The sequence below is a fragment of the Vibrio sp. PSi01 genome, from assembly GCF_054960695.1.
On record NZ_JBHNYN010000001.1, the window covers coordinates 556,892 to 582,311 of the forward strand.

Here is a 25,420-nt window from a genome sequence, read left to right on the forward strand (position 1 = left end):
GCATTTTTTATGATTTAGTGTTTTTGTTGCTAGAAGCTAGAAGCTAGAAGCTAGAAGCAGCAAAGAAACAAGCTCCAAGAGGACTTACTTCTTCTTTTTGCCAACACCAAGGTTATCTTTTTGCTTCAACGTAAGCTTGGTAAAGCCAAGCTTACGGAAATAGTTATCTTGGTAGTTACGAACAGCTTTAGTATCAGAAATAAACTCAAGCTGTTGCTCAGTTTTTAGATACTCAGTGATGTCGATACCTTCAGCTGCCGCTACAGCTTCTTGAATCGTGCGGTGTTCTTGTTTAGAAAACAGTAACTCTTTGTCTTCGTCTTTATAAGTGTACAGAATGGTACGAGCCATGATGCTCTCCAATAGAATTATTACTTTGCGCGCACTCTACATAAAAACCGTACGTGGCTCAAGGCAATGGTAAGAAATCTTAAGATTATCGCTTATCGCGATCTAAGCTTTTTGTCTGTCAGGAAACGAACAGGTTGTCTTTCACGAAACGAATAAACAGAAAGCCCCTTAGTATCGAACTATCAATATAGGGGCTTCGTCTATCTTTTAGTAAAGTCTGCTAATTCAAATTTAAGCTAATGAGCTTTAAATTAAACACGACCCTGCAGTGGAATAATCGTGACTGTCTCACCAACTTTCACTGTATCAACCGCTGGCGAGATTTCGATTAAGCAGTTCGCTTCGCTCATAGAGCGCAGAATGCCTGAACCTTGTTTGCCAGTAGTTTTCACTTCAAGCACACCAAATTCACTCATCGAGAACACACCACGGCTGAACTCAGTACGACCTTGGCGTGAACGTAATTGCTCAGTCGCTACCGCGTTTGCTTTCACTGGTGTCCAGTTGGTTTGTCCTTGCAGTTTACGGATTGCAGGTTCAACGAAATTAATAAACGACACCATTACCGCGACAGGGTTGCCCGGTAAACCGAAGAATGGTTTGTTTTCAATCTTACCGTAAGCAAGAGGGCGACCTGGACGCATATTGATACGCCAGAAGTTAATTTCACCTAGTTTGTCTAGCGCGAGTTTAATGTAGTCGGCATCACCAACTGAAACACCCCCAGACGTTAGTACCATATCAGTTTCCAACGACGCAGCATGAAGCACATCCATCATCTTTTGTTCGTCATCTTCGATGATGCCGTAATCGACAATGTCACAGCCAAGCTTTTGAAGCATGCCGATAATAGTAAAACGGTTTGAATCGTAGATAGAGTTTGGTTTTTGCTCGCTACCGGGCGCTTGAACTTCATCACCCGTCGAGAACACGCCCACTTTTACTTTACGTAGAACAGGACATGTACCAAAACCTAACGACGCCATCATGCCCATTTCTGGTGCTTCGATGCGTGTGCCACGTGTAAAGACGGGTTGGCCGATTTCTAAATCTTCACCCGCCATACGGACATTTTGTCCTACTGAGATTTTCGCATCTGGAAAACTAACTGTGTAGCCTTCTTGAACAGCTTGCTCACGCATAACAACCACATCAACGCCTTCTGGCATTGGTGCGCCCGTCATGATCTTAACAGCTTCACCCTGTTTAACGGTTTTGTCGTAGCTATGGCCAGCCATAACTTCAGCAACCAGTTGGTAGCTATCCAATTCTAAGTCTTCACTGCGAATCGCGTAGCCGTCCATTGCAGAGTTGATGTTTTGAGGCACATTGATTGGTGAAATAACATCTTCAGCCAATACGCGACCGTAGCCTTGTAGTAATTCAACACTCTCTGTGAGTTCGAGCGCGTCAATACTATCGACGATCTTTTGTTGGCCTTGCGTAACGCTTAGGCCAGCAGGAGAGAATGAGTCACAGCACACAACAGGTGTATCGTCTTTTGAAGATGAACACGACGCTGTTTTGCTTGTTGTCGATGAAGAATCAAATGACTGAGCATATTCGATGATGAAATCACGAATCGCGTCTAAGTCGCTGATCGCCATTTGTGGCAGTTCGGATTCCACTTGTCTGTCTGCAGCAATGGCAATAATGTTGTCATCATTCGGATATAACCATGGTTTACCTACTTCATCTCGGTGCAATTCAATTTTAGGAAAAGCGATGTTCTTACAGCCTTCAACCAAAATCAGATCAAGTGTGTTGGTATCAAAGCGAGTCAGCAGGTAATCAAAGTCAGCTTCGGCTTCTGGCGTTTCTGTCATCATCACGTGACGGTTACGCGAAGCGATCAGCATTTGATTGGCTCCAGCCTTACGTAAGCGGTAACTGTCTTTACCCGGCTTATCGACATCAAAATCGTGGTGAGCATGTTTTAACACACCAACTTTTAAACCCGATTCAGTCAATAACGGAAGCAGAGCTTCAAGTACCGTTGTTTTTCCTGTACCGCTATAAGCAGCAAAGCCCAATAGAGGAAGGTTAGGGCGTTGTGTTGAATCTTTCATTATTGAAGCGTTCCGAATTGGGTGAGTTCTTCTGGCGTGTTCAGATTAACAAAGCAGTTAGGTGAATCGCTAAAATCGACATATTCCGTGACACACTCTTTGTATAGCAAGATGATCTTACGATCACCACGTTCCAAAAACGCTTCTAGCTTTGGCAGAACACGTTTGTGGAATAGGGTGAATACAGGTTGCTTAAATTCGCCATCATGCGCGACAAGAATGTCACTGTCTTCTTTAACTGCAGAACAAAAACGCTCAACAAGGTCGTCACTGATTTGTGGGCTGTCACAAGGGACAAAGCCGACCCAATCTGTGGTCGCGTTTTGAAGGCCAGCATGAATGCCACCTAAAGGTCCTGGATAGTCAGGAAATGAATCGGAAACAACCGGAGCAAATGCCTGGTAACTGTCTAGGTTGCGATTGGCATTGATAGTAATGCTGACATCTTGCTGTGACAGTTTGTTAATTACGTATTGAATAAGCGGAGACCCGTTGAGCTCAACGAGTCCTTTATCTTTCCCGCCCATACGACTGGCCTGTCCGCCAGCCAAAATAACCCAACTAGTTTGCGTGGGAAGCAGCATAAATATTCTCTTGTGCTCTGTTTTTTTGAATAATTTGCAGAAGCGGTGATTCAGTCAAAGTGTTGTCTTTAATCCACCATTGCTTCTTACATAAATCGGTTAACGCGTTGGTTTGATGGCTAGTAATGACCAAACTTGCGCCTCTCTGAAGAAGATCTTCAGCCATAATCACCAATCTTTCAATAGATTCTTTATCTAAAGAGGCACTTGGTTCATCCATAAGCAAGATTGAGGGCTTTAGAATCCAAGCGCGCGCCATGGCAACGCGTTGACGTTCACCACCAGACAGCACAGAGATGTGCTCGTCTGCTAAGGTTTCCAAACCTACCATTCTCAGCGCGTTAATTATTTGAGCTCGCTTATCTTTTTGGCTCTCTTTATTAAAGCGAATACCATAAGCGACATTTTGGTACACCGAACCATCAAAAAGATAAGGGGTTTGGTGTAAATAGATGATGTCCTTGAACTTCAGTCTCGGGAATAAAATCTGCTGCCAACTTTGGGTAGGAGATTGAATGCGTCCAGAGCTAGGTTGGATAAGTCCTGACAAGATTTTAAGTAGGGTCGTTTTACCAACACCATTATCACCTTTAAGATAAATGGCATCATTAGGGCCAATCGACAATTCGGGAATATGGAACAAAACACGCTCTTTGTAGCGCATTGAGATTTGCTGCGTTGTTATTTTTATACTCATGACAGCGTTCCTAAGTTCTTAAATAGCCTTTTCCTCTCACACTAGAGAGAAAAAAGTTAAGGGCTAATGCCAGTGCAAGTAAAACCATACCCAGCGCGACACCTTGTGCGAAAGCGCCTTTATGACTCTCCATGGCAATAGCCGTTGGGATATTTCTTGTCATCCCCATAATGTTGCCACCAACCATCATCGAACAGCCCACTTCAGTGACGATGCGAGAAAATGCAGCGATGGTGGCAGCCATTAAAGGAAAGCGAGTTTCCCAAATTAAAGTACATGCCACTCGAGTGGTTGATACTCCCAGGGTACGTGCAGTTTCAACCGCGCGACGGTCACTAGCTTGCAGCGCACCATGCATCATTGCGACAAGGATCGGGAAACAGATCAGCATCTGACCTAAGATCATCGCCTGTTGCGTGAACAGCAGTTGCCAATCGCCCAAAGGGCCAGAGCGCGATAGCATCATGTACATCAGCAAGCCGATTACGACAGTCGGAATAGCTTGTAAGGTGTTAATCACGGAAAGCAGCGCCCATTTACCGGGGAACTCGGTATAAGCCAAGATGAAAGCCATGATGATTGCAGGAATAATCACCAATGAAATGGCGGACAAAGATACGCTGAAGGATACCGCTACAATTTGCCACAGTTCTTGGTCGAAACTGATTAGTAAATTCAATGCATCAAGCGTTGTTTGCCATAGGGTCATGATGTATCTCGTTTCGATCGACAATAAGTCTTAGTAGGTATGACTGATTTAATCATAGCTGACTGAATTTGCTTGAGGCTTAATTGGTCAGCTATCGTATCTTAAAGTGGTCTTTTGCAAGAGTCGTTGTTAACAAAAGCTAACAGCTTTTACCAAGTAACTTTCATGAACATTATTTCTTCATTAATGTCACTTGGTAAAGGATAGTGCTTTGTTGACTACTCTGCGCTAGCAACAAACAACTGCTTACCGTGAAGCTTAAAGTCGTTGATTAGCTTTTGACCTTTCGGGTTCACCAACCAATCACTGAAAACTTTCGCTGCTTGGTAGTTGATGCTTGGGTAACGTTCTGGGTTCACCAAAATAACTTGGTAAGGGTTGAAAAGGTTTTTGTCGCCTTGGAACAACACTTTAAGATCAAGTTTGTTTTGATAAGCCAACCAAGTTCCGCGGTCTGTCATGGTATAGCCTTGCATCTCTGATGCCATGTTTAGGGTAGGCCCCATACCTTGACCAACGCTGCGATAACCACCGAAGTTGGGTTCCATTTTAGTTTGAGCCCAAATACCCATCTCTTTTTTGTGAGTACCTGAATCGTCGCCACGAGAAACAAAAGTAACGTTGTTTTCTGCAATGGCTTTGAATACTTCAGCGACGTTTTCTTGAGACGCAACCTTAGCAGGATCCGTTTGAGGGCCAACGATAACAAAATCGTTGTACATCAGCTTGCGAGGTAGAACACCGTAGCCTTTTTCAACGAAGTTCGCTTCGGCCTTAGGAGCGTGCGTCATCACAAGATCAACATCACCATTTTCGCCCATGCGAAGTGATTTGCCTGTACCTGCAGCGAGTACGTCGACTTTGATACCAGAATCCTTTTCAAATTGAGGTAATAAGTAATCGAGCAAACCAGAATGATAAGTACTTGTCGTGGTTGCAAGTTTGATATGAGTGGTGTCTTCTGCGCTGCTAGCCGTGTAACTGACGATAGATAGAGCTGCAAGGGTTAAGGGAATTGCTTTCATTATTATTATGTCCATTCTGTTATAAATGAATGACATGCCTTCAGTATAAAGGGCTCAAAGAAGGTCATGTACATAAGATGCTAATTGTTGTAATTAGAAACCATCACCTTACAAGCAAGCTTGATGCCAATAAATCATGCATCAGATTTCATTAAATTACTGTTATTTCGGACTAAGTTGCGCCATTTGACGCGAAAAATTGAACCAAAATATGAGCTAGGACAAAATGTCGCATATTGCCCCTGTAGCACAGAAGGTTAATTGGTACACTCTGTCCCAACTTTCACTGTGGGCTTATCAATATGTCTTTACCTAGTTCAACTGCATCTAATCTCAACCCAAACACATTGACTCAATATCAAGCATTTTCTGTCTTGGTGGTCGACGATGAAATTGGCATGCAGGCCATTTTAAAAAAAGCACTAGGTAAGTTCTTTGGTAAGGTCTCAAGTGCGGGTTCTGTAGAAGAGGCTGAGGTCCTCCGTTGCAATGAGCATTTTGATCTGATCGTTCTCGATATTAATCTTCCAGGTCGTTCTGGTATTGAGTGGGAAGAAGCCTTTAATGATGCAGATAAGCGTGCAGATGTCATTTTCATGACTGGTTACGCCGATCTAGAGATGACCATATCAGCGCTTAAGCTTGGCGCTTCTGATTTCATTCTAAAGCCGTTCAATTTGGAGCAGATGATACAAGCCGTACTTCGCTGCATGGATAAGCGCTTAGACCAACGAATGCAATATGCGCTAAAGCGTGATGTTAGCCGTCATATTAAAACCGAATTGATCGGTAATTCAGACAAAACCAAACAGCTTAAACAACTTATTAGTCAGTTTGCGCCATCAAGAGCCTCAGTGCTTATCGAAGGTGAATCCGGAACCGGTAAGGAACTGGTCGCGCGTGGTGTACATGAAGCCAGCAAACGTACGGGGCCATTTGTACCGATTAACTGCGGCGCGATTGCACCAGAGCTTTTAGAAAGTGAGTTGTTTGGTCATACATCTGGTGCATTTACTGGCGCGAAAAAAAATAGAGAGGGTCTCTTTAGAGTCGCAAGTGGTGGCACACTGTTCCTTGACGAAATAGGTGAGATGCCATTACCAATGCAAGCAGCTTTATTACGAGTTTTAGAGCAACGTACGATTCGTCCTGTCGGCAGCGAGAAAGAGATCGCCGTCGACGTTCGAGTTGTCGCTGCGACCAACCGAAACTTACAGGATGAGGTCGACAAAGGACATTTTCGCCGTGATCTCTTCTATCGACTCAATGTACTTAAGATAGATGTTGTTCCTCTTAGAGAACGTCCATCTGATTTGATTGAGCTTGTTCCGTACTTTACACGTTTATTATCAAGTGAACTTGGTATGCCTGTCCCTAATTGGGCGCATGAAGATATCTTGGCAATGAACGAGTACGAATGGCCGGGGAATATCCGTGAGCTTAAAAACTTAGTCGAACGATGCATTCTATTAGACAAGCCACCAGCTCACTATTGGCGTGAGATTAACGGTGATCCAGCACCAACGAGCATATCAGTGACGGTGTCACATGGGTCTGAAGTGCCTAACTTGGAAAACTATGACGCTGCAGAAGGGTATCCAAACAGTTGGACACTCAAAGAAGTGGAAAAAGCACATATTGAGCAACTAGTGAGTTTTCACGATGGCAACAAATCTGCTGCAGCGAGAGATCTCGGTGTTGCACGAAAAACGTTAGAACGTAAGTACAAAGATTGGAACACAGAAGGTTCTGAATATGCCGATTAGACGTCTTTGGTGGTCTAAGTGGACGTTCCGTTTCAAAACAATGGTACGTTATCGCTTATTGTTCCTGACATCCGCTCCGATTATCTTAACGCTCTGCGCATTGGTTGCCATTACCTTGTATTGGTCGGTTCATTATACGTGGCAGGGTGCGTTAATTGATGTCGATGAGCGTTTGGATGTCGCAGACAACAGTATTCATTTGATTCAAAGCCAACAAGCTTATAATGTTCAAGCGTTTGCTGAATCTTACAATTTCCGAGTAAAGCTCACCAGTAATGGTTCGAAAGAAGACTTCACTCGCTGGGTGTCAGAGAACAAGAAACGCTATAAGCTCGATTTTCTACGCTGGCGCAGTGTTGAGCAAATGGACAAAAAGCTTGAATACCTTGATCTTACGCACAAAGAGTCCTTTTTTAATGTGCTTACTCAAGATGAACTGAATGAACTCGATCGCAATCTAGCGAAACAAGCCGAAGTACCAATGCTCAACGGGCACGATGTCGAAACTCGAGGTTTGGTCAGTCGCACTGTTGTGTCAATTAGAGACAAACATGACCATGTAATTGGTTTTCTTGATGGCGGTATTTTACTCAATAATAGTACCCAATTAGTTGATCAGATCAGCAATCTGATATACCCACAACGCGATGGTTTTAATCGACGTATTGGTACCGTTACTGTATTTCTAGATGATCTTCGCGTTAGCACGAACGTTCCGCTAAGTAGCGAGGACAGTGCAGGACGCGCTATTGGTACTCGCGTCTCCAACGAAGTTCACACAAAAGTGCTCAATGAAGGCAAAGAGTGGCTTGACCGTGCATATGTTTACGATGCGTGGTACATCACCGCTTACCAGCCGATCCATGACCATTTCGACAACGTCATTGGCATGCTTTACACCGGTTATCTAATTTGGCCTCTCATACAAACTTATTTAACTAATCTTGGTGAAATAAGCATCACCATTGTATTGCTATTGCTAGCTTCGGGTTTGATCGTCCATCGTGGCGCGCGTGATCTTTTCAACCCAATTGAACGCATTCATAAAGTCGTCAAGCTTGTCCAAATGGGGCAAGACAAGCGAATTGGTACGCTAGGATTGGATGATCAACACGAACTGACACTGCTCGCTAAACAGTTTGACAAGATGTTGGATCTTCTACACGAGCGTAATCAAGAGATTCAACAAGCGGCGTCAGAATTGGAATGCAAAGTTCATTCTCGTACCGCGAGTTTGAAAGAGAAAACTGAAGAGCTTGAGCTTCACATTCAACTACTCAACCAAGCGAGAGATAAGCTGGTGGTCAATGAAAAGTTGGCAGCACTAGGCGAGTTAACCGCAGGAATTGCGCACGAGATTAATAACCCAACAGCCGTGATTTTAGGCAACGTAGAGTTGATGAAGTTTGAACTAGGAGATGACATTGGTCGAGTCAACGAAGAAGTCCAAGCTATCATGGAACAAATCGATCGAATTCGAAACATCACACGAAGCCTGCTTCAATACAGCCGACATGGCGGTGTTCAAGACGAAGTCACATGGCAACATATCAACCCGATAGTAGATGAGAGCATCACATTAGTGAAAACGGGCGCTAAGAAGAAAGGTATTGTTTATGTCTCTAACCTTAGTGCAAAAACATCTGTTGAAGTTAATCGAAATCAACTGCTACAGATCCTCGTGAACTTACAAATGAACGCGATTCATGCCATGGATGGGCAAGGTACATTGACGATTTCAAGTGAAGATTGGGTTGAAAATGGTGTGTCTCATGGCGCTATCGTTCATGTTAAAGATGAAGGCTGTGGTATTAAGGAAGAACAACTAAAACGTATTTTCTCGCCTTTTTATACCACCAAACGCGACGGTACAGGCTTAGGCTTATCAGTCTCTCAAAGTATCTTGAGTCAGACTGGTGGTGAAATCCGAGTTGAATCTGAGGTAGGCAAGGGAAGTTGCTTTAGTATCTACCTTCAACAAAAAGCAAAACCGCAATTGCTGGTGTCCAACCTCTAAACTAAATACCTGATCGAACCGTTACTTACGCTTAGATTCGATCCTCCGTTAGAGGTTACCTAATTAGACCTCTAACGTTCCTGGGCTTCTCTCTTTTTTCTGCCCAGGCACGCAAATCACGTCCTACTAATCTATCACAAGCTAAATCTCAACCTCTGCCTGTTTGACGAGTGCCTCTTTTTGATTATGTAACACAGTGTATATTCTTCAGTCTTGATGCATATCATCTGAACTGTATGAAATTTTGATACCTTGGTCGAAAATTCATAATCAAAACAAATAATAAAGTCAGTCAGCTATGAAATTAAGTAACCTTTCTATCAAATCAAAACTCGTATCCATTGTCATCTTATCGGTTGTTCTCTTGGTAATGACGTCTACTTTTAATCTAATACAGCAGCGCGCGAGCTCCATGGAGGAACGGCAAGATAAGCTAAGTGCTCAAGTTGAAACTGCAGTCAGTTTGGCGAGCTACTATTACAGCCAACGTAACGTGCTTGGCGAAGCAGTCGCAAAAGAACAGGCTCTACGCGCAATCGAGACACTTCGCTATGACAGCACCAACTATTTCTGGATCTTAAATCAGCAGCTCAACATTATTAGCCACCCATTAAAGCCCGAACTGAACGATACGAATGCGGGCAACTTAAAAGATGGTGCGGGTAAACATCACTGGCGCGAAATGGTCACCATTTCTCGTTCTCCTGCGGAAAAAGGCTTTCTCGATTATCAATGGATGAGCCCTCAAGGTGAACTCAAAGACAAGATTTCATATGTACAATTATTTCCTGAATGGAACTGGGTGGTTGGCTCTGGAATATTAGTCGCAGACATACAAGAGGCATTTTACGCATTAGCAATCAAAGAAGGGCTGGTTGCCGTGGTGTTCTCAGTCCTTTTGTTTGCGATGGGTTATGCGATTTCCAATAATATTCTTGTACCACTCGACAAGCTTATCGGTAACACTCATAAAATTGCCGATGGCGATCTTCGTGTCCGCATGAACATGATGCGAAAAGATGAACTCGGCGATATGAGCCATCAGATCGATACCATGTTAGATAAACTTCAAAGTACGTTGCGAACCGCGAATGAGTCTGCCGACTTATCCAGCAATATGGCGAGCCACATAGCTCAAGCGAGTGAAGAAGCCGCAACCAGTGTTAACTCTCAACATGCACAACTTGAGTTATTGTCTACCGCGATGACAGAAATGAGTGCGACCATTTCTGATGTTGCCGTAAATGCCGAAAACACAGCAGAGAGCACCAATAAAGTGGTGGATCATGCGAATCAAAACGACCAAAACATGCAGGTGACCTCCAAAACGATATCTCAAGTTTCAGAAAACATTTCGACAGCGAATGACCTTGTGAGAGACCTACAATCCGGTGTGACTGAGATAAGCCAAGTGGTGAGTGTGATACGTGATGTATCCGAACAAACCAACTTATTGGCGCTAAATGCTGCGATTGAAGCGGCACGTGCTGGTGAGCAAGGAAGAGGGTTTGCAGTGGTTGCAGATGAAGTTCGTAACCTTGCGAGTCGTACTCAAAATTCAACCAACGAAGTCCAACACACAATAGAGAAACTCACTCAGCAAGCAGAACGAACCTACAAAGCGATGCAAAGCAGTAATGAGAAGGTCGATCATAGTGTCGTCGCTTCCAATGACACGCGCCAACAACTTGATGTGATTGTTACTGAATTACATAACGCGAACGACATGGTGGCACAGATTGCTGCAGCCTCGGAGCAGCAGAGTGCGGTAGCAACAGAAATGAGTGAAAGTGTCACTGGCATTCATTTAGCCGCGAATGAAGTTCTACAAGCATCACAATCACTGGCAGAAGACAGTCAGAAAATGGCTAACACCACAGAGTACCTAACAGAACAGTTGAAGTACTTTAAGGTATAAACCCAACAACTCTTAGTCTTTCCGCACATAGAAACCTCATAAAAAAACACCTCCGCACTTGAGATAAGTTAGGAGGTGTTTTTGTTTATCGATAACGAGAAGGTTAATTCACTCTCCAAGCGTTAAACCGACTTCGATTAATGCGCAGCCACTGAAATTTTCGGAGGGTTGATATTGTGCTTTCTGAACTCCTTCATTACACGCAAAGTAATGTCAGTTTCAAACAACTTCTCATATGCGGTGTCCACTACGTAAGCTTTACAAGTTAGTTGTATCGCTAAGTAGTTATCCGTAATCGTCTGTTTTACTAAAACCGTTACCGGCTTAGGTAAATGAATATAGCGACTTGAAGAAGCCGCTTCTTGGATTAAGTCACGGGCTAGAGTGATGTCTTCATTCATTCCGACGTAAAACGGAATCACCACCTGCATATCCAACGCACCATAGTTACCACTGGTAGTGACTTCATTTAAGAACTTGTTGTTTGGAATTGTGATGATGTCATCATTCAAAGTTCTCATGCGCACAGAACGCAAACCAATCGTAATTATGTCGCCGTAATTACCTTCAAACGTGACGCGATCACCAACTTGAAAGGGTCTATCGATCATCACCGTGATACCCGCGATAAATGATGCTGCCAAGTCTTTAAGCGCAAAGCCTACTGAAACAGCAAGAGTACCCCCAATCAAAGCCAGTATTTGGTCGTTAATTCTAAAACTCATCATGAACACGATAAGACCCGTGCTTACGTAGATAAAGAACTGAGTAAACGACTGCAGTTTTTGTAGCAACATTCTATATTGCACAAACTGGCTACCAAAGCTGGTCACCAACGAATTGATGAACTTAAGCAACAGCCACATTGCTGCAATAACGATCATGGAGAAGAACACACCGCTCCATCGTACCAAGCTTGCAATCTTAGAGATGTTCTCTACGTTGGCTAACTCTTCCGTTGCATAGGTCGGAAAACTCACGGTAGTCGCTAAGCCAACAAGTAATAGGACAAATAACTTCTTCATTTCACTTCACCAATAAATGTTGACGGTCGAGAACGTTAGTAATGTGACGGAACCAGTGATCCGATATCTTAGCCTTGTCTTCATTCCAACCAATGTAACCGCGACTTTCGAAATAACGCAGAATCCCGGTAATCTCAGCAATACTCAACTGAGTACATTCAGACAGCACTTCTGGCGACGCGATTTCCAACTGCACGATAGAACGAAGCACAGCCAGCATAGGTTTAGGCATGTTTTCTAGCTCTTGAGCTTCTGGTACGTGGAACAAGCGTACCACGGCTTGATCTGTCTCTTTATTTCGATTCAGAGATAAACGGAAGAAGCGCAGGGCAACGGTAGGGTTACCATCGGAGTAATGCCATAGAATTCGATAAAACCCTTTACGAGCGCGTTCCTCTTCTGTCATGTCATCTTGATCCCACTGCTTAGGAACCACCAAGCCATCAAATGACAACGGCTTTTCTAACTCGTTGTTGATGCGACTCGTTAAAAGCTCACTCACTTGTTTTTCTGTCCAACGAGGAAGGAAGCAAACCAGGTCAAACAACAAGCGCTCACCACGAGCTCGATCAACAAAGCGCCAGCTTGATTTGGCAATCGACATGACTACACGGTGATTTTTTTTAGAACGACGAAGCAAGTTTGTTAGGCGGATAAGATCAGATAATCCGCCCACCATAGGCTTGACTAAGCGCTGTGCATTATCAATCGCAATAAGATAAGTGGTTTCGCTTTTACGTAGATGCGCCAAAATCTGAATCTCGGTGGCTTCCTCATCCAAACCAATACTCACTGCTAGATGGGCTAGGAACTCTTGGTACCCCGCATATGGGCAGCTTACGTAGACTGGCTCGGCATTTGACACCTTGTGCAGCAGGGTATAAAGCAGAGTCGTTGAGCCAACACCACGCTCGCCAGACACGATACAAATTGCAGGGCTATCTGACATGAGGTAGCGAGAAAGCTGTTTCACCTCGTCGCCGGCATAATCAATAAGTGTGCTGTCTATTGAACCCGGTAAAATGTATTCAAAGGTTTGGTCGCCTTTTATCCTCACTAAATTCTGTTGGTTCTTATCAAGGTCAGACTGTTTCGCCACTTCAATTCGAAACAAATAAGCTAAGGCTTGACTAAACAGAGTGTAGTTAGAAAGTAGAGCCATGATTCGATGCTGAAAGTTATAAACACTCAACCAAGCGATCCCCAGCGCTGTTGCAACAATATTAAGGAGAAAAGTGTCCTTACGGTTTACCGCCCAATTGACCCATACTGGTCGATCGGAGATGTGTTGTAATGTATCGAATACTTTTGCTCGCCATAATCGAAGAACTGAGATAGTAACCAACACAAACCAGAAAAACAGAACGCTGTATATCCAACTGTAGATCGTGCCTTTGCCCAGGGTTATGCTCGATATTTGCAGAATCACACCCGCAATAATGAAGCTCCACACATAACGGCGAATTGTTGATAGACGCAGAGCAATCACTTCTTGATTCGATGTGCGGCCTAAACGGTAAGCAAATTCGAGGATAAAGCTAATCGCAATCGAGCCACCAAGAATCCACCATGTGAAGATCTCAAGGAAAATCAGGTGTTGCAGGCTAGAGATGCTAGAAAGTACTCTCAATGAAAGTGTGATGGCAATTAGCCAAGCAATCGCTCGATCAGCGCGGCTGATATACCAAATCACGCGAACTAGGAAAGGAGGGTTCGTTTTCGCTTCAAGAAAGTTAATTCGAAACAACTCAATCAAGCGAGTGCTGTTGGCAAGCCACCACACTAAACCGGAGTAGATGAACAACACTTTTAACGACGCGCCAATCACAGGTACGGGCGAAATAAAGATATCGTTAACTAACGCCTTGAAGCTACGGATCTGAAAATAGACCAGATATTCAACGTTGAGCTTAGTCAGATCCCACTCTTGTTTAAACTGAGTTACCCCATAAGGGCCAAAACCTGTCAAGCGTTCTTTGTTTGCAGTGGTCGTCTGTTCAAGCAGGTGCTGCTTACTGACGTTCAAACTATTCAATGTCACGTAGCTTGACTCAACCGCAAACCACAGATCGACATTGTTGTTTTCTTTGTAGGCTAACAACTGCTGGTCAAATGTCGTGATTTGCTGATTTTGAACTCGAAGCACTTCAGCCAATAGAGTGTTGACTTTGCGTTTATCCAATTCATCCATAAACAAAGGATCGGGTAGGGCATTGATACGGTTGTCCAGATCTTTGACTGCGTTCGATACCTGAGGTTGTGATTGTAAGTCATATTCCAAGTTGGCATGACTGGGCCAAGAGAGCATGGCTAATAAAAGCAATAAGAAGCGCGATAGTGAACGCATAAAAATCTCTTAGAATTATGAGGTTAGGATTACTATAGTTAGTTAATCTTGCTTTGTGAAATCTAACCACTTTTCGGGGGCGAGTACTTTATTCCTGTTTCTTTCATCATTGTCATGAAATTGTCAGGGATTGGGCTAGTATTTGAGCAGTTAGCTATGTCGCTGGTTGCTAGGCTGAAAGCAGGTTCAACTGTAACAATGCGCCATGCGATATATTCAATTATCAGCATTACATCAGTCGTAATATAAAACCCAATAACGACTGGTGTTCGCTACTTTGTTTCTCTTGAAGAAAGACGTTTTTTCTCTGCAAAATAGAAAATCAAAAGTGTGAGTCAGCTCAAACTATGATTTGGCAAGGTTATCACTCACTTAATGGTCAGTAATTGCAATCAATACTTGCAGTTAAAGCCCTGAACAAGTAACGTTGCGGCGTTTTTCACATTAAAAAGGTAACGGCATTGATCTCCACAGCAAATATCACCCAACAATTCGGCGCTAAGCCACTTTTCGAAAATATTTCAGTTAAGTTCGGCGAAGGCAACCGCTACGGTCTAATCGGCGCGAATGGCTGTGGTAAATCGACATTCATGAAGATCCTATCAGGTGAACTTGAGCCGACTGCCGGTAACGTAAGCTACGATCCAAATGAGCGCGTTGCAAAGCTAAACCAAGACCAATTCGCTTACGAAGAATTCACGGTAATCGACACGGTTATCATGGGTCACAAAGAGCTTTGGGCTATTAAACAAGAGCGTGACCGCATTTACTCTTTGCCAGAAATGAGCGAAGAAGACGGCATGAAAGTGGCTGACCTTGAAGTTCAGTTCGCTGAAATGGACGGCTACATGGCAGAAGCGAAAGCGGGTGAGCTTCTTCTTGCGGTAGGTATTGAAGAATCAATGCACTTCGGCCTGATGAGCGAAGTAGCACCGGGTTGGAAACTTCGTGTTCTATTGTCTCAAGTACTGTTTGCAGACCCGCATATCATGCTTCTTGACGAACCAACGAACAACTTGGACATGGACACGATCAAGTGGTTGGAAGATACGCTAAACCAACGTAACTGCACAATGATCATCATTTCGCACGACCGTCACTTCCTAAACTCTGTTTGTACACACATGGCTGACCTTGATTACGGCGAACTTCGTCTATTCCCAGGTAACTACGATGAGTACATGACGGCTGCGACTCAAGCTCGTGAGCGTCTACTGTCTGACAATGCTAAGAAGAAAGCACAAATCGCTGAACTTCAAACGTTCGTTTCTCGTTTCTCTGCTAACGCATCTAAAGCGAAACAAGCGACGTCTCGTGCTAAACAAATCGATAAAATTCAACTAGACGAAGTTAAAGCGTCTAGCCGTCAAAACCCATTCATCCGTTTCGAACAGTCAAAAGAGCTATTCCGTAACGCGCTTGTGGTTGAAAACCTATCTCAAGGTTTTGAAGAAGACCTATACAGCAAGTTCGATGCAATCTTCGAAGTTGGTGAGCGTGTTGCTATCATCGGTGAAAACGGTGTAGGTAAAACAACACTACTTAACACACTAGCTGGCGCTCTTGAGCCTCGCACTGGTGAGTACAAGTGGTCTGAAAACTCAAACATCGGTTACTACGCTCAAGATCATGCTCATGATTTCGAAGAAGACATGAACCTGTTTGATTGGATGAGTCAATGGCGCCAAGAAGGTGAAGACGAGCAGGTTGTTCGTGGTTTCCTAGGTCGTATGTTGTTTGGTCAAGATGACATTAAGAAATCTGTAAAGGTTATTTCTGGTGGTGAGCAAGGTCGTATGCTTCTTGGTAAGATTATGATGCATAAGCCAAACATCCTACTAATGGATGAACCAACAAACCACATGGATATGGAGTCTATCGAAGCGCTTAACTTGGCTCTTGAGAACTACAAAGGCACATTGTTCTTCGTATCTCACGACCGTGTATTTGTAGACTCGCTAGCGACCCGTGTTCTTGAAATCAAAGATGGCAAGATCAACGACTTCCGCGGTACATACGCTGAATTCTTGAAAGCTCGTGGCTAAGCATTAAGCTGACCTTAGTTTCCTACTCAGCAGGTGGGAAACTTGAAGCTTTAACTAAGAAAACGCCGTCATACTGAAAAGCATGACGGCGTTTTTGTATCTATATATTGTGAGCCACTAACTCTTCACATCAGAATTTCACATTAAAAGCAGTTAGTGAATCACCAAGTCAAACTCACGCTTTTTGTCCGGGTGCTGATTGTTCACCTTTCACATCAAAATCGATCTTGTCTGCACCGGTGAACACTTGGAAACGTAAACCTTTAGCACGAGCAATCGTTGTGATACCGAACTTCTGAGCCAAGTCTAAGCCCATTTGCGTTACGCCAGAGCGTGAGAGCAGAACAGGGATACCCATCTGCGCAACCTTAATCACCATCTCAGACGTTAAACGCCCTGTGGTATAGAAGATCTTATCTTCACCTGACTCTTTGTTAAGCCACATCTCACCAGCCAATGTATCAACGGCATTGTGTCGGCCAACATCTTCAACAAACGATAGAACCTTGTCGTCTTTGCAAACCGCACAACCGTGCACCGCGCCGGCTTTCTTGTAGGTATCATTATAATGAGTCAATGCTTCAAGCGCTGTGTAGATTTCAGATTGCTTGATCTTGTTTTGAGGCACTTGGTAATCTTCCAACTGCTTCATCACGTTGCCATACATGGTGCCCTGACCGCAGCCAGAGGTCACTGTTTTCTTCTTAAGCGCTTGCTCAAGTTGGCTCGTATCTTCTTTGGTAATAACCGCAGCAGAGCTGGTTTCCCAATCGATGATGATAGATTCAACCGCTTCGGGATCGGAAAGGAAGCTCTGGTTTTTCAAATAACCTAATACTAATGACTCAGGACGAGAGCCGAGTGTCATCAGGGTTACGATCTCTTTCCAGTTCAACATCACGGTAAGAGGGCGTTCGCAAGCGATCTGTTTAGTTAGTTTCTCACCATATTCGTCGAACACTTCAACTTCGATTGTCTGAAGTGGGTTTTCGCTGGTTTTTATTATGTTTGGTTTTACCACAATCACTTCCTACTTAATGAGATAGGTTTGTAACAAGGAGGTCTAGCACCGCTCTGTTAATTGATTCTTTAGTTCATACTTAAAGCAAATCTCATTCCAAAATAACGGGGATTGATGGAAACATGAAGCATTAGATTAAAATAGCGCAAAATATGAGAGTTCATCGTGTGGAGTTGTATGAAACAACCGCTATCAACTAACGTTATAGTGACAACTTGATGGCGGACGCTATAGATACGCTCTCGCAATTAATCCATATTGGCGTGTTTATTGCTTTATGGGGTGTATATGATTGCGCACAGTACAAAATGTCCAAAGTGCATTCAGACCAAAGAAAATCAATTGGGTGAAGTATGTCTGAGACAAAAGAATTCAAAGAACAATATGAAAAAACTGAAGCAGCTTGGCCAATCGGTGTCCAAAGAATAGAGAAAGAGATCAAAACAGGTATCTGGGTAACCACGCAATGGGAATTGACGGGATTTGAACTGTCGCCAGAATACGATACCCAAGACGTTTGTTTGCTTCAATTACATAAAGACGAGCGTACAGACTACCGTTTCAACCTAAGCTCTCAGCAACCTAAGCTATTCTTAGTGATGGATAACGTCGATTCTGGTGTTAAGCCTGTGATTCAGTTACTTACGGCATCACAAACCGTTGCAGGGCAATACATGGACGGTGACAACCAAGTACTTTCATACGACATTCCGTTGCCTGTACAAGCTTGGATGGAAGCGTTCATCGGTCGTCATGGCGAGTTATTAGAAGCAAGACGTAAAAAACGCAAAGGCGCGGGTCGATCAAATGGCAACTAACTTTTTTAGTCGTTGGTCTCAACGAAAGCTTGATGAATCTACTGACGAGTCTCAGGAAACAGAACAAACGCTTGAGATAACTGAATCTTCTTCTGAGATTTCGTCAGGTCAGTCAAATGCATCCTCTGAGATCGAACAAGTCGATACTGAAGCTTCTACTGAAACGACGTTGTCATCAGCAGGCGCTGAAGAGGCGACTGATGTTCAAGGTTTAGCGCCAGAAGAAGACGTTTCTGTTGCTCAATTATTGGTTTCAGAAGCATCAGAAAGCGTAAAAAAAGCGGCGTTGCGTAAATTATTCCTCTCAGAAGAGTTCAACGTTCGTGATGGTTTAGATGATTACGACGATGATTACAGTAATTTGAAGTCTCTTTCTGAAGGGGTTGCGGAAACCTTGCGTGATTGGGTTAAAGATAAAACAGAAGAAGAAACTACGCTAGAAGAAGAGCAAGTCATTGATAATAAAGATGAGGGTGACGTTTTAGAAGGTACTGAAAGCGATCTTGAGGTCTCTGACAATGAACTTGAAACGTCAGAAAGTGCCGAAATAGCCGAAGAAGAAAAAGAACTGTATAAAAACACAGCGCCCGATATTGGCGCTGCAATATCAGACGAAGCTGACCTGAAAAAAATGGGACAAAATATACCACACAAAGAATAGGTACATTTTGACTAAACACTCAATGAACCGCTTGCGACAAAATGTCCCAAGCGGTTTTTTTATTCTTAATTCAAATGATAATCACGCAAGAATTCACTCTAACCTATTGAAATGAAATGGATATTAAATTGGCATGGCATTTGCTAAATAACGTTTATTATCAACTTTTTTGTAGATAGCCTGAGTAAGATTGACTTGTTGAGCAATCTCAAACGGTTAAGCGATTACTCAGCAAGTTCTCGAACGCTAACTACAATGAAGGTTGAACAGATTATCCATGTCCAAAGATGGAACTGAGCAATGCTTAAACAATTATTAGAACAAGCAACTTCAAATAACGCTAAAGCAAGACTGTATGCCTTTGAAAATACAGTTGAGTTAACAAATCTGATTCCACCTACTGTTAGCTACGAAAGCGGCGGTAACACTCTTATTATTGGTCCAACTGCGATCATTGAAAGTGCTGCAGCTCAATTACCTCAATTGACGAGCCTAACCTTATTGTCAACAGACGGCGAGAAGGGCACAAACCCGGAACTGTACTTCGCGAATTCGGTTCAAGTATCCGGTTTCCTTGGTACGTTTGAAATCGTGATCGAAAGTAAAGGCACATCAAGTAATCTGGCGAAAGTCGCGATTAATCACGATTGTTTCGATGTTGTTCTGGACTTATGTCTGAATAGCTGCATGACAGAAGAAGTCCCTGTACCGGGTTATTACCCAGTAGGCCGCGGCTATCCAAAGCTAGCTGAAGCGTTAGAAGAGATTCCAACGTTAATGGGCACGTTTGATAAGCCTAAATTCTTCCGTTTAGACACAGATCTTTGCGCACACAGTTCACGTGGCGTTAAAGGCTGTGAGCGTTGTGTTGACGCTTGTCCTGCTGGCGCACTGTCGAGTGAAGGTTCAGATAAAACAGGTCACAAGATCGAGATTAACCCCTATCTATGTCAAGGCGTTGGGACTTGTGCAACAAGCTGTCCTACAGAAGCGATTACCTATGCGCTTCCAAATCCTGACGATACTCAAAAGTTCATTGAACGTACGCTAGCTAACTATGAGCAAGCGGGCGGTCTGGATCCTATCGTGCTTATCTGTAGCTCACGTCATGAAACCTACAATGTAATGGCGCTTAAAGCTCTGCCGGATAACGTGATTCCGGTTGTCGTCGAAGAACTGCCTTCTATTGGTATCGATACGTGGTTTGCAGCTTTGGTTAATGGCGCGACTCAGGTTCTGTTTGCGGCTTCTCGCTTCATGCCAGAAACCATCATTCGTGTTCTGAATAACGAAGTCGGGATCGCTCAAGAGCTTCTTGACCAAATCGGTATTCCAAAAGAAACCATTGATATCCTTTATCTAGAATCGCTTCGCGAAGGTCCTCCGACATTGTGTGTGGATTCGTTTGACCTTGCACTTGGCGATCTTCAAGGCAATAAGCGTCAACGTTTGTTCACAGCACTTGATGCGATGTCTTCATCTCGTATTCCAGTTGAGAACATTGTTGAGCTTCCTTCGAATGCACCATACGGCACGGTTTCATGTGAAAGCAAAGATTGTACTTTGTGTATGAGTTGTGTGGCGGTGTGTCCAACACGTGCTCTGCATACCGACGGTGCGTCTCCATCGCTTAAGTTTGTAGAACAAGACTGTATTCAATGTGGTCTGTGTGAAAAGGCATGTCCTGAGAACGTACTTACTCTGACTCCTCGTATGAATTGGGTGAAAGAAGAACGTCAGAAGGCGGTTGTAATTCATGAAGAGAAAGCAGCGGAATGTTTACGTTGTCATAAGCCATTCGCACCACAGTCTATGATTGACATGCTACAGAACAAGTTACGCGGTCACTCTCATTTCTCGGATGAGACAGCAATTAATCGTATTGCGATGTGTGAAGACTGCCGTGTGGTAGACATGTTCGATTCAATGGCTCAAGACCCATTGAAACAATTGAAATACTAGGAGTTCGCCTTGGATACTCATTTAGATCAAGAACAGACACTAAGAACTGAAATCTATCTGGTTCTTTCTGCATTGTTTCGTAGCGCACCTTCTGAAGAGGTGATCGACTTTCTCAAGACGCTAGACATTGAAGCATCAGAAAGCGCGATGCAGAAGGCTTGGATTGCGATTCAACAAGCAGCAACCGAATCAAACCGCGAAGCATTAGAAGACGAATATCAAGACTTGTTCATTGGCATTGGTCGTGGGGAGATTGTTCCATTTGGGTCTTGGCATAGAACAGGATCGATGATGGAGAAACCATTAGCTGAGATCCGTCACGATCTTGAATTGCTTGGCATTGAGCGTGATGAGCAGGTTAAAGAGCCTGAAGATCATATCGCGGCTCTTTGTGAAGTAATGGCGATGCTAACCGATGAAGAAGACGCGTTACAACAAGCCGTTTTCAATAAACATATCGGTCCTTGGTTTAACTCATTTACACGTCAGCTTGAAGCAGCAGAGAGTGCCAACTTCTACAAATCTGCAGCTCAGCTATGTGAAGCATTCTTAACGTTGGAGCAGGTTCGTTTCAGCGTGAATACAAAAAGCAGTAAACACAAATTAAAGATTGATGTGAAAAACGTCACTGATTACGAGTAATTGAGCAGTACGCGATTATATCGATAGAGGGGCATGAAGCCTCCAAAAAGATCTACCGCAAGGTAAGGAAGCAATGATGAAAGATAATAAAGAAATAGATACAAGCCGTAGAGACTTACTCAAAGGTTTAACGACTGCAGCCGTTGCTGGTGCCGTTGTCGCTGGTACAACCAAAGTGGCAACCGCTTCAGAAACGGTTGAAATACCTGAAAAAGACGTGAAGAAGACGGGCTATCGTGAAACGCAACATATTCGCGATTACTACGACACACTTTAGGAGATAACGGATGAAACTTGTCAAACGCTCCGATAGTGTGAGCAAAGAAACCAATCAGCTAGGTGTGTCTCGTCGCGCCTTCATGAAAAACACTTCACTTGCTGCTGGTGGCGCAGTGGTAGGCGCAAGTCTATTCGCACCGGGCATGATGAAGAAAGCACAGGCTAAATCAGTCGACCCAGAAGCGAAAACAGAAGTAAAACGTACTATCTGTTCTCACTGCTCCGTAGGTTGTGGTATCTACGCTGAAGTTCAAAATGGTGTATGGACGGGTCAAGAGCCTGCTTTCGATCACCCATTTAACGCTGGTGGACACTGTGCGAAAGGTGCAGCACTACGTGAGCACGGCCACGGTGAACGTCGTCTTAAGTACCCAATGAAATTGGAAGGCGGTAAGTGGAAGAAGCTTTCCTGGGAACAAGCGATTGAAGAAATCGGCAACAAGGCGCTAGAACTGCGTAAGGAATCTGGCCCTGATTCGGTTTACTTCCTCGGCAGTGCAAAACACAGTAACGAGCAAGCTTACGCATTCCGTAAGATGGCGTCTTTGTGGGGAACAAACAACGTTGACCACCAAGCTCGTATTTGTCACTCAACCACAGTAGCCGGTGTTGCGAACACTTGGGGTTACGGTGCGATGACAAACTCGTTCAATGACATGCACAACTGTAAATCAATGCTATTCATTGGCTCGAACCCTGCAGAAGCTCACCCGGTTGCGATGCAACACATCCTGATCGCGAAAGAGAAGAACAACTGTAAAATCGTAGTTGCGGATCCTCGTCGTACGCGTACTGCTGCGAAATCTGATCACTATGTTTCTCTTCGCCCGGGTTCAGATGTTGCCTTCATTTGGGGCATCTTATGGCATGTATTTGGAAACCAATGGGAAGACAAAGAGTTCATTCGCCAACGTGTATTCGGTATGGAAGAAATCCGTGAAGAAGTGGCGAAATGGAACCCAGCAGAAGTTGAACGTGTGACAGGCGTAAGCGAAGAAGACGTTTACCAAACTGCGAAACTACTTTCTGAAAACCGCCCAGGGTGTATTGTTTGGTGTATGGGTGGTACTCAACATACTACTGGTAACAACAACACACGTGCTTACTGTGTCCTTGAGCTTGCGCTAGGTAACATCGGTAAATCAGGCGGCGGTGCAAACATTTTCCGTGGACACGATAACGTACAAGGCGCAACTGACCTTGGCGTACTGTCTGACACACTTCCAGGCTACTACGGCTTGTCTGAAGGTTCTTGGCGTCACTGGTCTAAAGTCTGGGAAGTTGACTTTGACTGGATCAAAGGACGCTTTGACGACAACGCATACGGCGGTCAAAAACCAATGAACAGTGCAGGTATTCCTGTCTCTCGTTGGGTTGATGGCGTGCTTGAAGACAAAGACAAGATTCGCCAACGCGAAAACATCCGCGCCATGTTCTACTGGGGTCACGCGGTGAACTCTCAGACTCGTGGTCCAGAGATGAAGAAGGCGATGCAGAAGCTGGATATGATGGTTATTGTTGACCCATACCCAACAGTCGCGGCAGTAATGAACGATCGCTCCGACGGCGTTTACTTGCTTCCAGCAACCACTCAATTTGAAACCTACGGCAGTGTAACGGCGTCAAACCGTTCTCTACAGTGGCGTGACAAGGTTGTTGATCCTCTGTTCGAATCTAAACCTGACCACGAAATTATGTACCTTCTTTCTAAGAAGCTTGGTTTCTCTGATCAGTTGTTCAAAAACATCCGTGTTGAGAACAACCAACCACTGATTGAAGACATCACTCGTGAATTCAACAAGGGTATGTGGACAATCGGCTACACAGGTCAAAGCCCAGAACGTTTGAAAGAGCACCAACAAAACTGGCACACGTTCCACAAAACCACGCTTGCAGCAGAAGGCGGTCCAGCAAATGGCGAGACTTACGGTCTTCCGTGGCCATGTTGGGGCAACCCAGAAATGAAACACCCAGGTACGCACATCCTTTACGATACGTCTAAACCGGTAGCAGAGGGCGGCGGTAACTTCCGTACTCGTTTCGGTGTGGAGTTCGAAGGTCAAAGTATCTTGGCGGAAGACAGCTACTCGAAAGGCAGCGAAATCAAAGACGGTTACCCAGAATTCAGTGACAAACTTCTGAAGCAACTGGGTTGGTGGGACGATCTAACCGCAGAAGAGAAAGCTTCAGCGGAAGGTAAGAACTGGAAGACCGACGTTTCTGGTGGCATCCAACGTGTGGCTATCAAGCATGGTTGTATCCCGTTTGGTAATGCGAAAGCACGTGCAATTGTTTGGACATTCCCAGATCGCGTACCTCTGCACCGTGAGCCACTTTACACACCACGTCGTGACCTTGTTGCTGATTACCCAACTTGGGATGACAAAGAAGCGATTTTCCGTGTTCCTACGTTGTACAAGTCAATTCAAGACCAAGACAAGTCTGGTGAATACCCAATCATTCTGACTTCTGGTCGTCTGGTTGAGTACGAAGGTGGTGGTGAAGAAACACGTTCTAACCCTTGGCTAGCAGAACTTCAACAAGAGATGTTTGTTGAAGTGAACCCGAAAGACGCAAACGACATTGGCTTCAAAGATGGCGATGATGTTTGGGTTGAAGGTGCAGAGAAAGGCCGTATCAAGGTCAAAGCGATGGTGACTCGTCGTGTTAAACCGGGTTTAGCGTTCTTGCCGTTCCACTTCGGTGGTAAGTTCGAAGGCGAAGATTTGCGTTCTAAGTACCCTGAAGGCACTGATCCTTACGTTATTGGTGAATCAGCCAATACCGCAACCACATATGGTTACGACCCTGTCACGTTGATGCAGGAAACGAAAGTAACCCTTTGTAATATTCGTAAAGCGTAAGGAGTCTTAAAATGGCTAGAATGAAATTTCTTTGTGACACCAAACGTTGTATTGAATGTAACGGTTGTGTCACTGCATGTAAGAATGAAAATGATGATGCTCTGGAATGGGGTATTCAACGTCGCCGCGTTGTAACACTGAACGACGGTGAACCGGGTGAAAACTCTATCTCAGTAGCATGTATGCACTGTACTGATGCACCTTGTATGGCAGTTTGCCCTGCAGACTGTTTTGAACATACAGAAGACGGCATCGTACTTCACAATAAAGATCTATGTATCGGTTGTGGTTACTGCTTGTTTGCTTGTCCGTTTGGCGCACCTCAATTCCCTAAACAGGAAGCATTTGGTGAGCGCGGTAAGATGGACAAATGTACCTTCTGTGCTGGCGGCCCTGAAACAGAGCCAGGTTCTGTAGAAGAGCGTCAGAAGTACGGTGCGAACCGTATTGCTGAAGGCAAGCTGCCAATGTGTGCTTCGCTTTGTTCAACAAAAGCGCTGCTTGCAGGTGATGCTGAGCAAGTCTCTGATATCTTCCGTCAGCGTGTTGTTGAGCGTGGTGCGAAAGGTGCTGGTTGGACAGACGGCAACGACCTTTCTTACGATGCGATGAAGAGCTAG

At 44.3% G+C, this 25,420-nt stretch carries 20 protein-coding genes; 11 read left to right on the forward strand and 9 right to left on the reverse strand.

The annotated features are described in order from the left end of the window. Nucleotides 1-84: 84 nt before the first annotated feature. The 6 genes from ACFI6G_RS02530 to ACFI6G_RS02555 all read right to left on the reverse strand — a co-directional run bounded on the left by ACFI6G_RS02530 (nt 85) and on the right by ACFI6G_RS02555 (nt 5,435). Nucleotides 85-351 carry a DUF2960 family protein gene (locus ACFI6G_RS02530; protein WP_004733780.1) on the reverse strand — a complete coding sequence of 89 codons (267 nt, stop codon included), beginning with the start codon at nt 349-351 and terminating at the stop codon, nt 85-87. A gap of 251 nt (nt 352-602) precedes the next feature. After that, on the reverse strand, nt 603-2,420 hold the full coding sequence (locus tag ACFI6G_RS02535) for a bifunctional molybdopterin-guanine dinucleotide biosynthesis adaptor protein MobB/molybdopterin molybdotransferase MoeA (protein ID WP_102357586.1): 1,818 nt from the start codon (nt 2,418-2,420) through the stop codon (nt 603-605). Continuing rightward, nucleotides 2,420-3,004 carry a molybdenum cofactor guanylyltransferase MobA gene (gene mobA, locus ACFI6G_RS02540; RefSeq protein WP_010440899.1) on the reverse strand — a complete coding sequence of 195 codons (585 nt, stop codon included), beginning with the start codon at nt 3,002-3,004 and terminating at the stop codon, nt 2,420-2,422. The genes ACFI6G_RS02535 and mobA overlap by 1 nt, the downstream gene beginning before the upstream one ends. Then, complete coding sequence (locus ACFI6G_RS02545) at nt 2,982-3,701, reverse strand: energy-coupling factor ABC transporter ATP-binding protein (RefSeq protein WP_010440897.1); 720 nt, start codon at nt 3,699-3,701, stop codon at nt 2,982-2,984. The genes mobA and ACFI6G_RS02545 overlap by 23 nt, the downstream gene beginning before the upstream one ends. A gap of 10 nt (nt 3,702-3,711) precedes the next feature. After that, the gene (locus ACFI6G_RS02550) at nt 3,712-4,410 is read right to left on the reverse strand and encodes an ABC transporter permease (protein WP_016768076.1); all 699 of its coding nucleotides are present in this window, start codon (nt 4,408-4,410) and stop codon (nt 3,712-3,714) included. Nucleotides 4,411-4,628: 218 nt separating this feature from the next. After that, entirely contained in the window at nt 4,629-5,435 is an 807-nt protein-coding gene (locus ACFI6G_RS02555; protein ID WP_016789308.1) for an ABC transporter substrate-binding protein, read from the reverse strand. A gap of 302 nt (nt 5,436-5,737) precedes the next feature. Between ACFI6G_RS02555 and ACFI6G_RS02560 the strand changes: the two genes are divergently transcribed. The 3 genes from ACFI6G_RS02560 (at nt 5,738) to ACFI6G_RS02570 (ending at nt 11,136) form a co-directional block, all read left to right on the forward strand. After that, nucleotides 5,738-7,201, forward strand: coding sequence for a sigma-54-dependent transcriptional regulator (locus ACFI6G_RS02560; protein WP_016768074.1), 1,464 nt, complete (start codon nt 5,738-5,740; stop codon nt 7,199-7,201). Then, nucleotides 7,191-9,218 (forward strand): sensor histidine kinase, encoded by a 2,028-nt coding sequence (locus ACFI6G_RS02565; protein WP_102290606.1) that lies wholly within the window; start codon nt 7,191-7,193, stop codon nt 9,216-9,218. Before ACFI6G_RS02560 ends, ACFI6G_RS02565 begins: the two co-directional genes overlap by 11 nt. A gap of 298 nt (nt 9,219-9,516) precedes the next feature. Beyond that, complete coding sequence (locus tag ACFI6G_RS02570; protein WP_016791633.1) at nt 9,517-11,136, forward strand: methyl-accepting chemotaxis protein; 1,620 nt, start codon at nt 9,517-9,519, stop codon at nt 11,134-11,136. A 137-nt stretch (nt 11,137-11,273) separates the two neighbouring features. Here the strand turns inward: ACFI6G_RS02570 and ACFI6G_RS02575 are convergent, their stop codons facing one another. Beyond that, nucleotides 11,274-12,161 carry a mechanosensitive ion channel family protein gene (locus ACFI6G_RS02575; RefSeq protein ID WP_010440875.1) on the reverse strand — a complete coding sequence of 296 codons (888 nt, stop codon included), beginning with the start codon at nt 12,159-12,161 and terminating at the stop codon, nt 11,274-11,276. 1 nt (nt 12,162) lies between these two features. After that, complete coding sequence (locus tag ACFI6G_RS02580) at nt 12,163-14,508, reverse strand: ATP-binding protein (protein ID WP_016786346.1); 2,346 nt, start codon at nt 14,506-14,508, stop codon at nt 12,163-12,165. Between the two features lie 461 nt (nt 14,509-14,969). On the opposite strand from ACFI6G_RS02580, the gene ACFI6G_RS02585 reads away from it, so the two are divergent. Next, on the forward strand, nt 14,970-16,553 hold the full coding sequence (locus ACFI6G_RS02585) for an ABC-F family ATPase (protein WP_010440871.1): 1,584 nt from the start codon (nt 14,970-14,972) through the stop codon (nt 16,551-16,553). Nucleotides 16,554-16,728: 175 nt separating this feature from the next. On the opposite strand, the gene fdhD is transcribed toward ACFI6G_RS02585, so the two are convergent. Continuing rightward, nucleotides 16,729-17,574, reverse strand: a complete 846-nt coding sequence (gene fdhD, locus ACFI6G_RS02590) for a formate dehydrogenase accessory sulfurtransferase FdhD (RefSeq protein ID WP_010440869.1) — start codon at nt 17,572-17,574, stop codon at nt 16,729-16,731. A 353-nt stretch (nt 17,575-17,927) separates the two neighbouring features. Here fdhD and ACFI6G_RS02595 point away from each other — a divergent pair, with 353 nt between their 5' ends. From ACFI6G_RS02595 to fdh3B, 7 genes are all read left to right on the forward strand, one after another. After that, nucleotides 17,928-18,392: a DUF3305 domain-containing protein gene (locus ACFI6G_RS02595; RefSeq protein WP_010440867.1), complete on the forward strand. Its 465-nt coding sequence runs from the start codon at nt 17,928-17,930 to the stop codon at nt 18,390-18,392. After that, nucleotides 18,382-19,053 carry a DUF3306 domain-containing protein gene (locus ACFI6G_RS02600; protein ID WP_102336787.1) on the forward strand — a complete coding sequence of 224 codons (672 nt, stop codon included), beginning with the start codon at nt 18,382-18,384 and terminating at the stop codon, nt 19,051-19,053. The genes ACFI6G_RS02595 and ACFI6G_RS02600 overlap by 11 nt, the downstream gene beginning before the upstream one ends. A gap of 300 nt (nt 19,054-19,353) precedes the next feature. Next, entirely contained in the window at nt 19,354-21,015 is a 1,662-nt protein-coding gene (locus ACFI6G_RS02605) for a 4Fe-4S dicluster domain-containing protein (protein ID WP_016768069.1), read from the forward strand. Between the two features lie 9 nt (nt 21,016-21,024). Next, nucleotides 21,025-21,657 carry a TorD/DmsD family molecular chaperone gene (locus ACFI6G_RS02610; protein WP_010440860.1) on the forward strand — a complete coding sequence of 211 codons (633 nt, stop codon included), beginning with the start codon at nt 21,025-21,027 and terminating at the stop codon, nt 21,655-21,657. A gap of 76 nt (nt 21,658-21,733) precedes the next feature. Beyond that, nucleotides 21,734-21,934 carry a twin-arginine translocation signal domain-containing protein gene (locus tag ACFI6G_RS02615; protein ID WP_016768068.1) on the forward strand — a complete coding sequence of 67 codons (201 nt, stop codon included), beginning with the start codon at nt 21,734-21,736 and terminating at the stop codon, nt 21,932-21,934. Between the two features lie 10 nt (nt 21,935-21,944). Continuing rightward, a complete protein-coding gene (locus ACFI6G_RS02620) occupies nt 21,945-24,800 on the forward strand; it encodes a formate dehydrogenase subunit alpha (RefSeq protein ID WP_010440856.1) in 2,856 nt (951 codons plus the stop codon). 11 nt (nt 24,801-24,811) lie between these two features. Further along, nucleotides 24,812-25,420 (forward strand): formate dehydrogenase FDH3 subunit beta, encoded by a 609-nt coding sequence (gene fdh3B / locus ACFI6G_RS02625; protein ID WP_010440854.1) that lies wholly within the window; start codon nt 24,812-24,814, stop codon nt 25,418-25,420.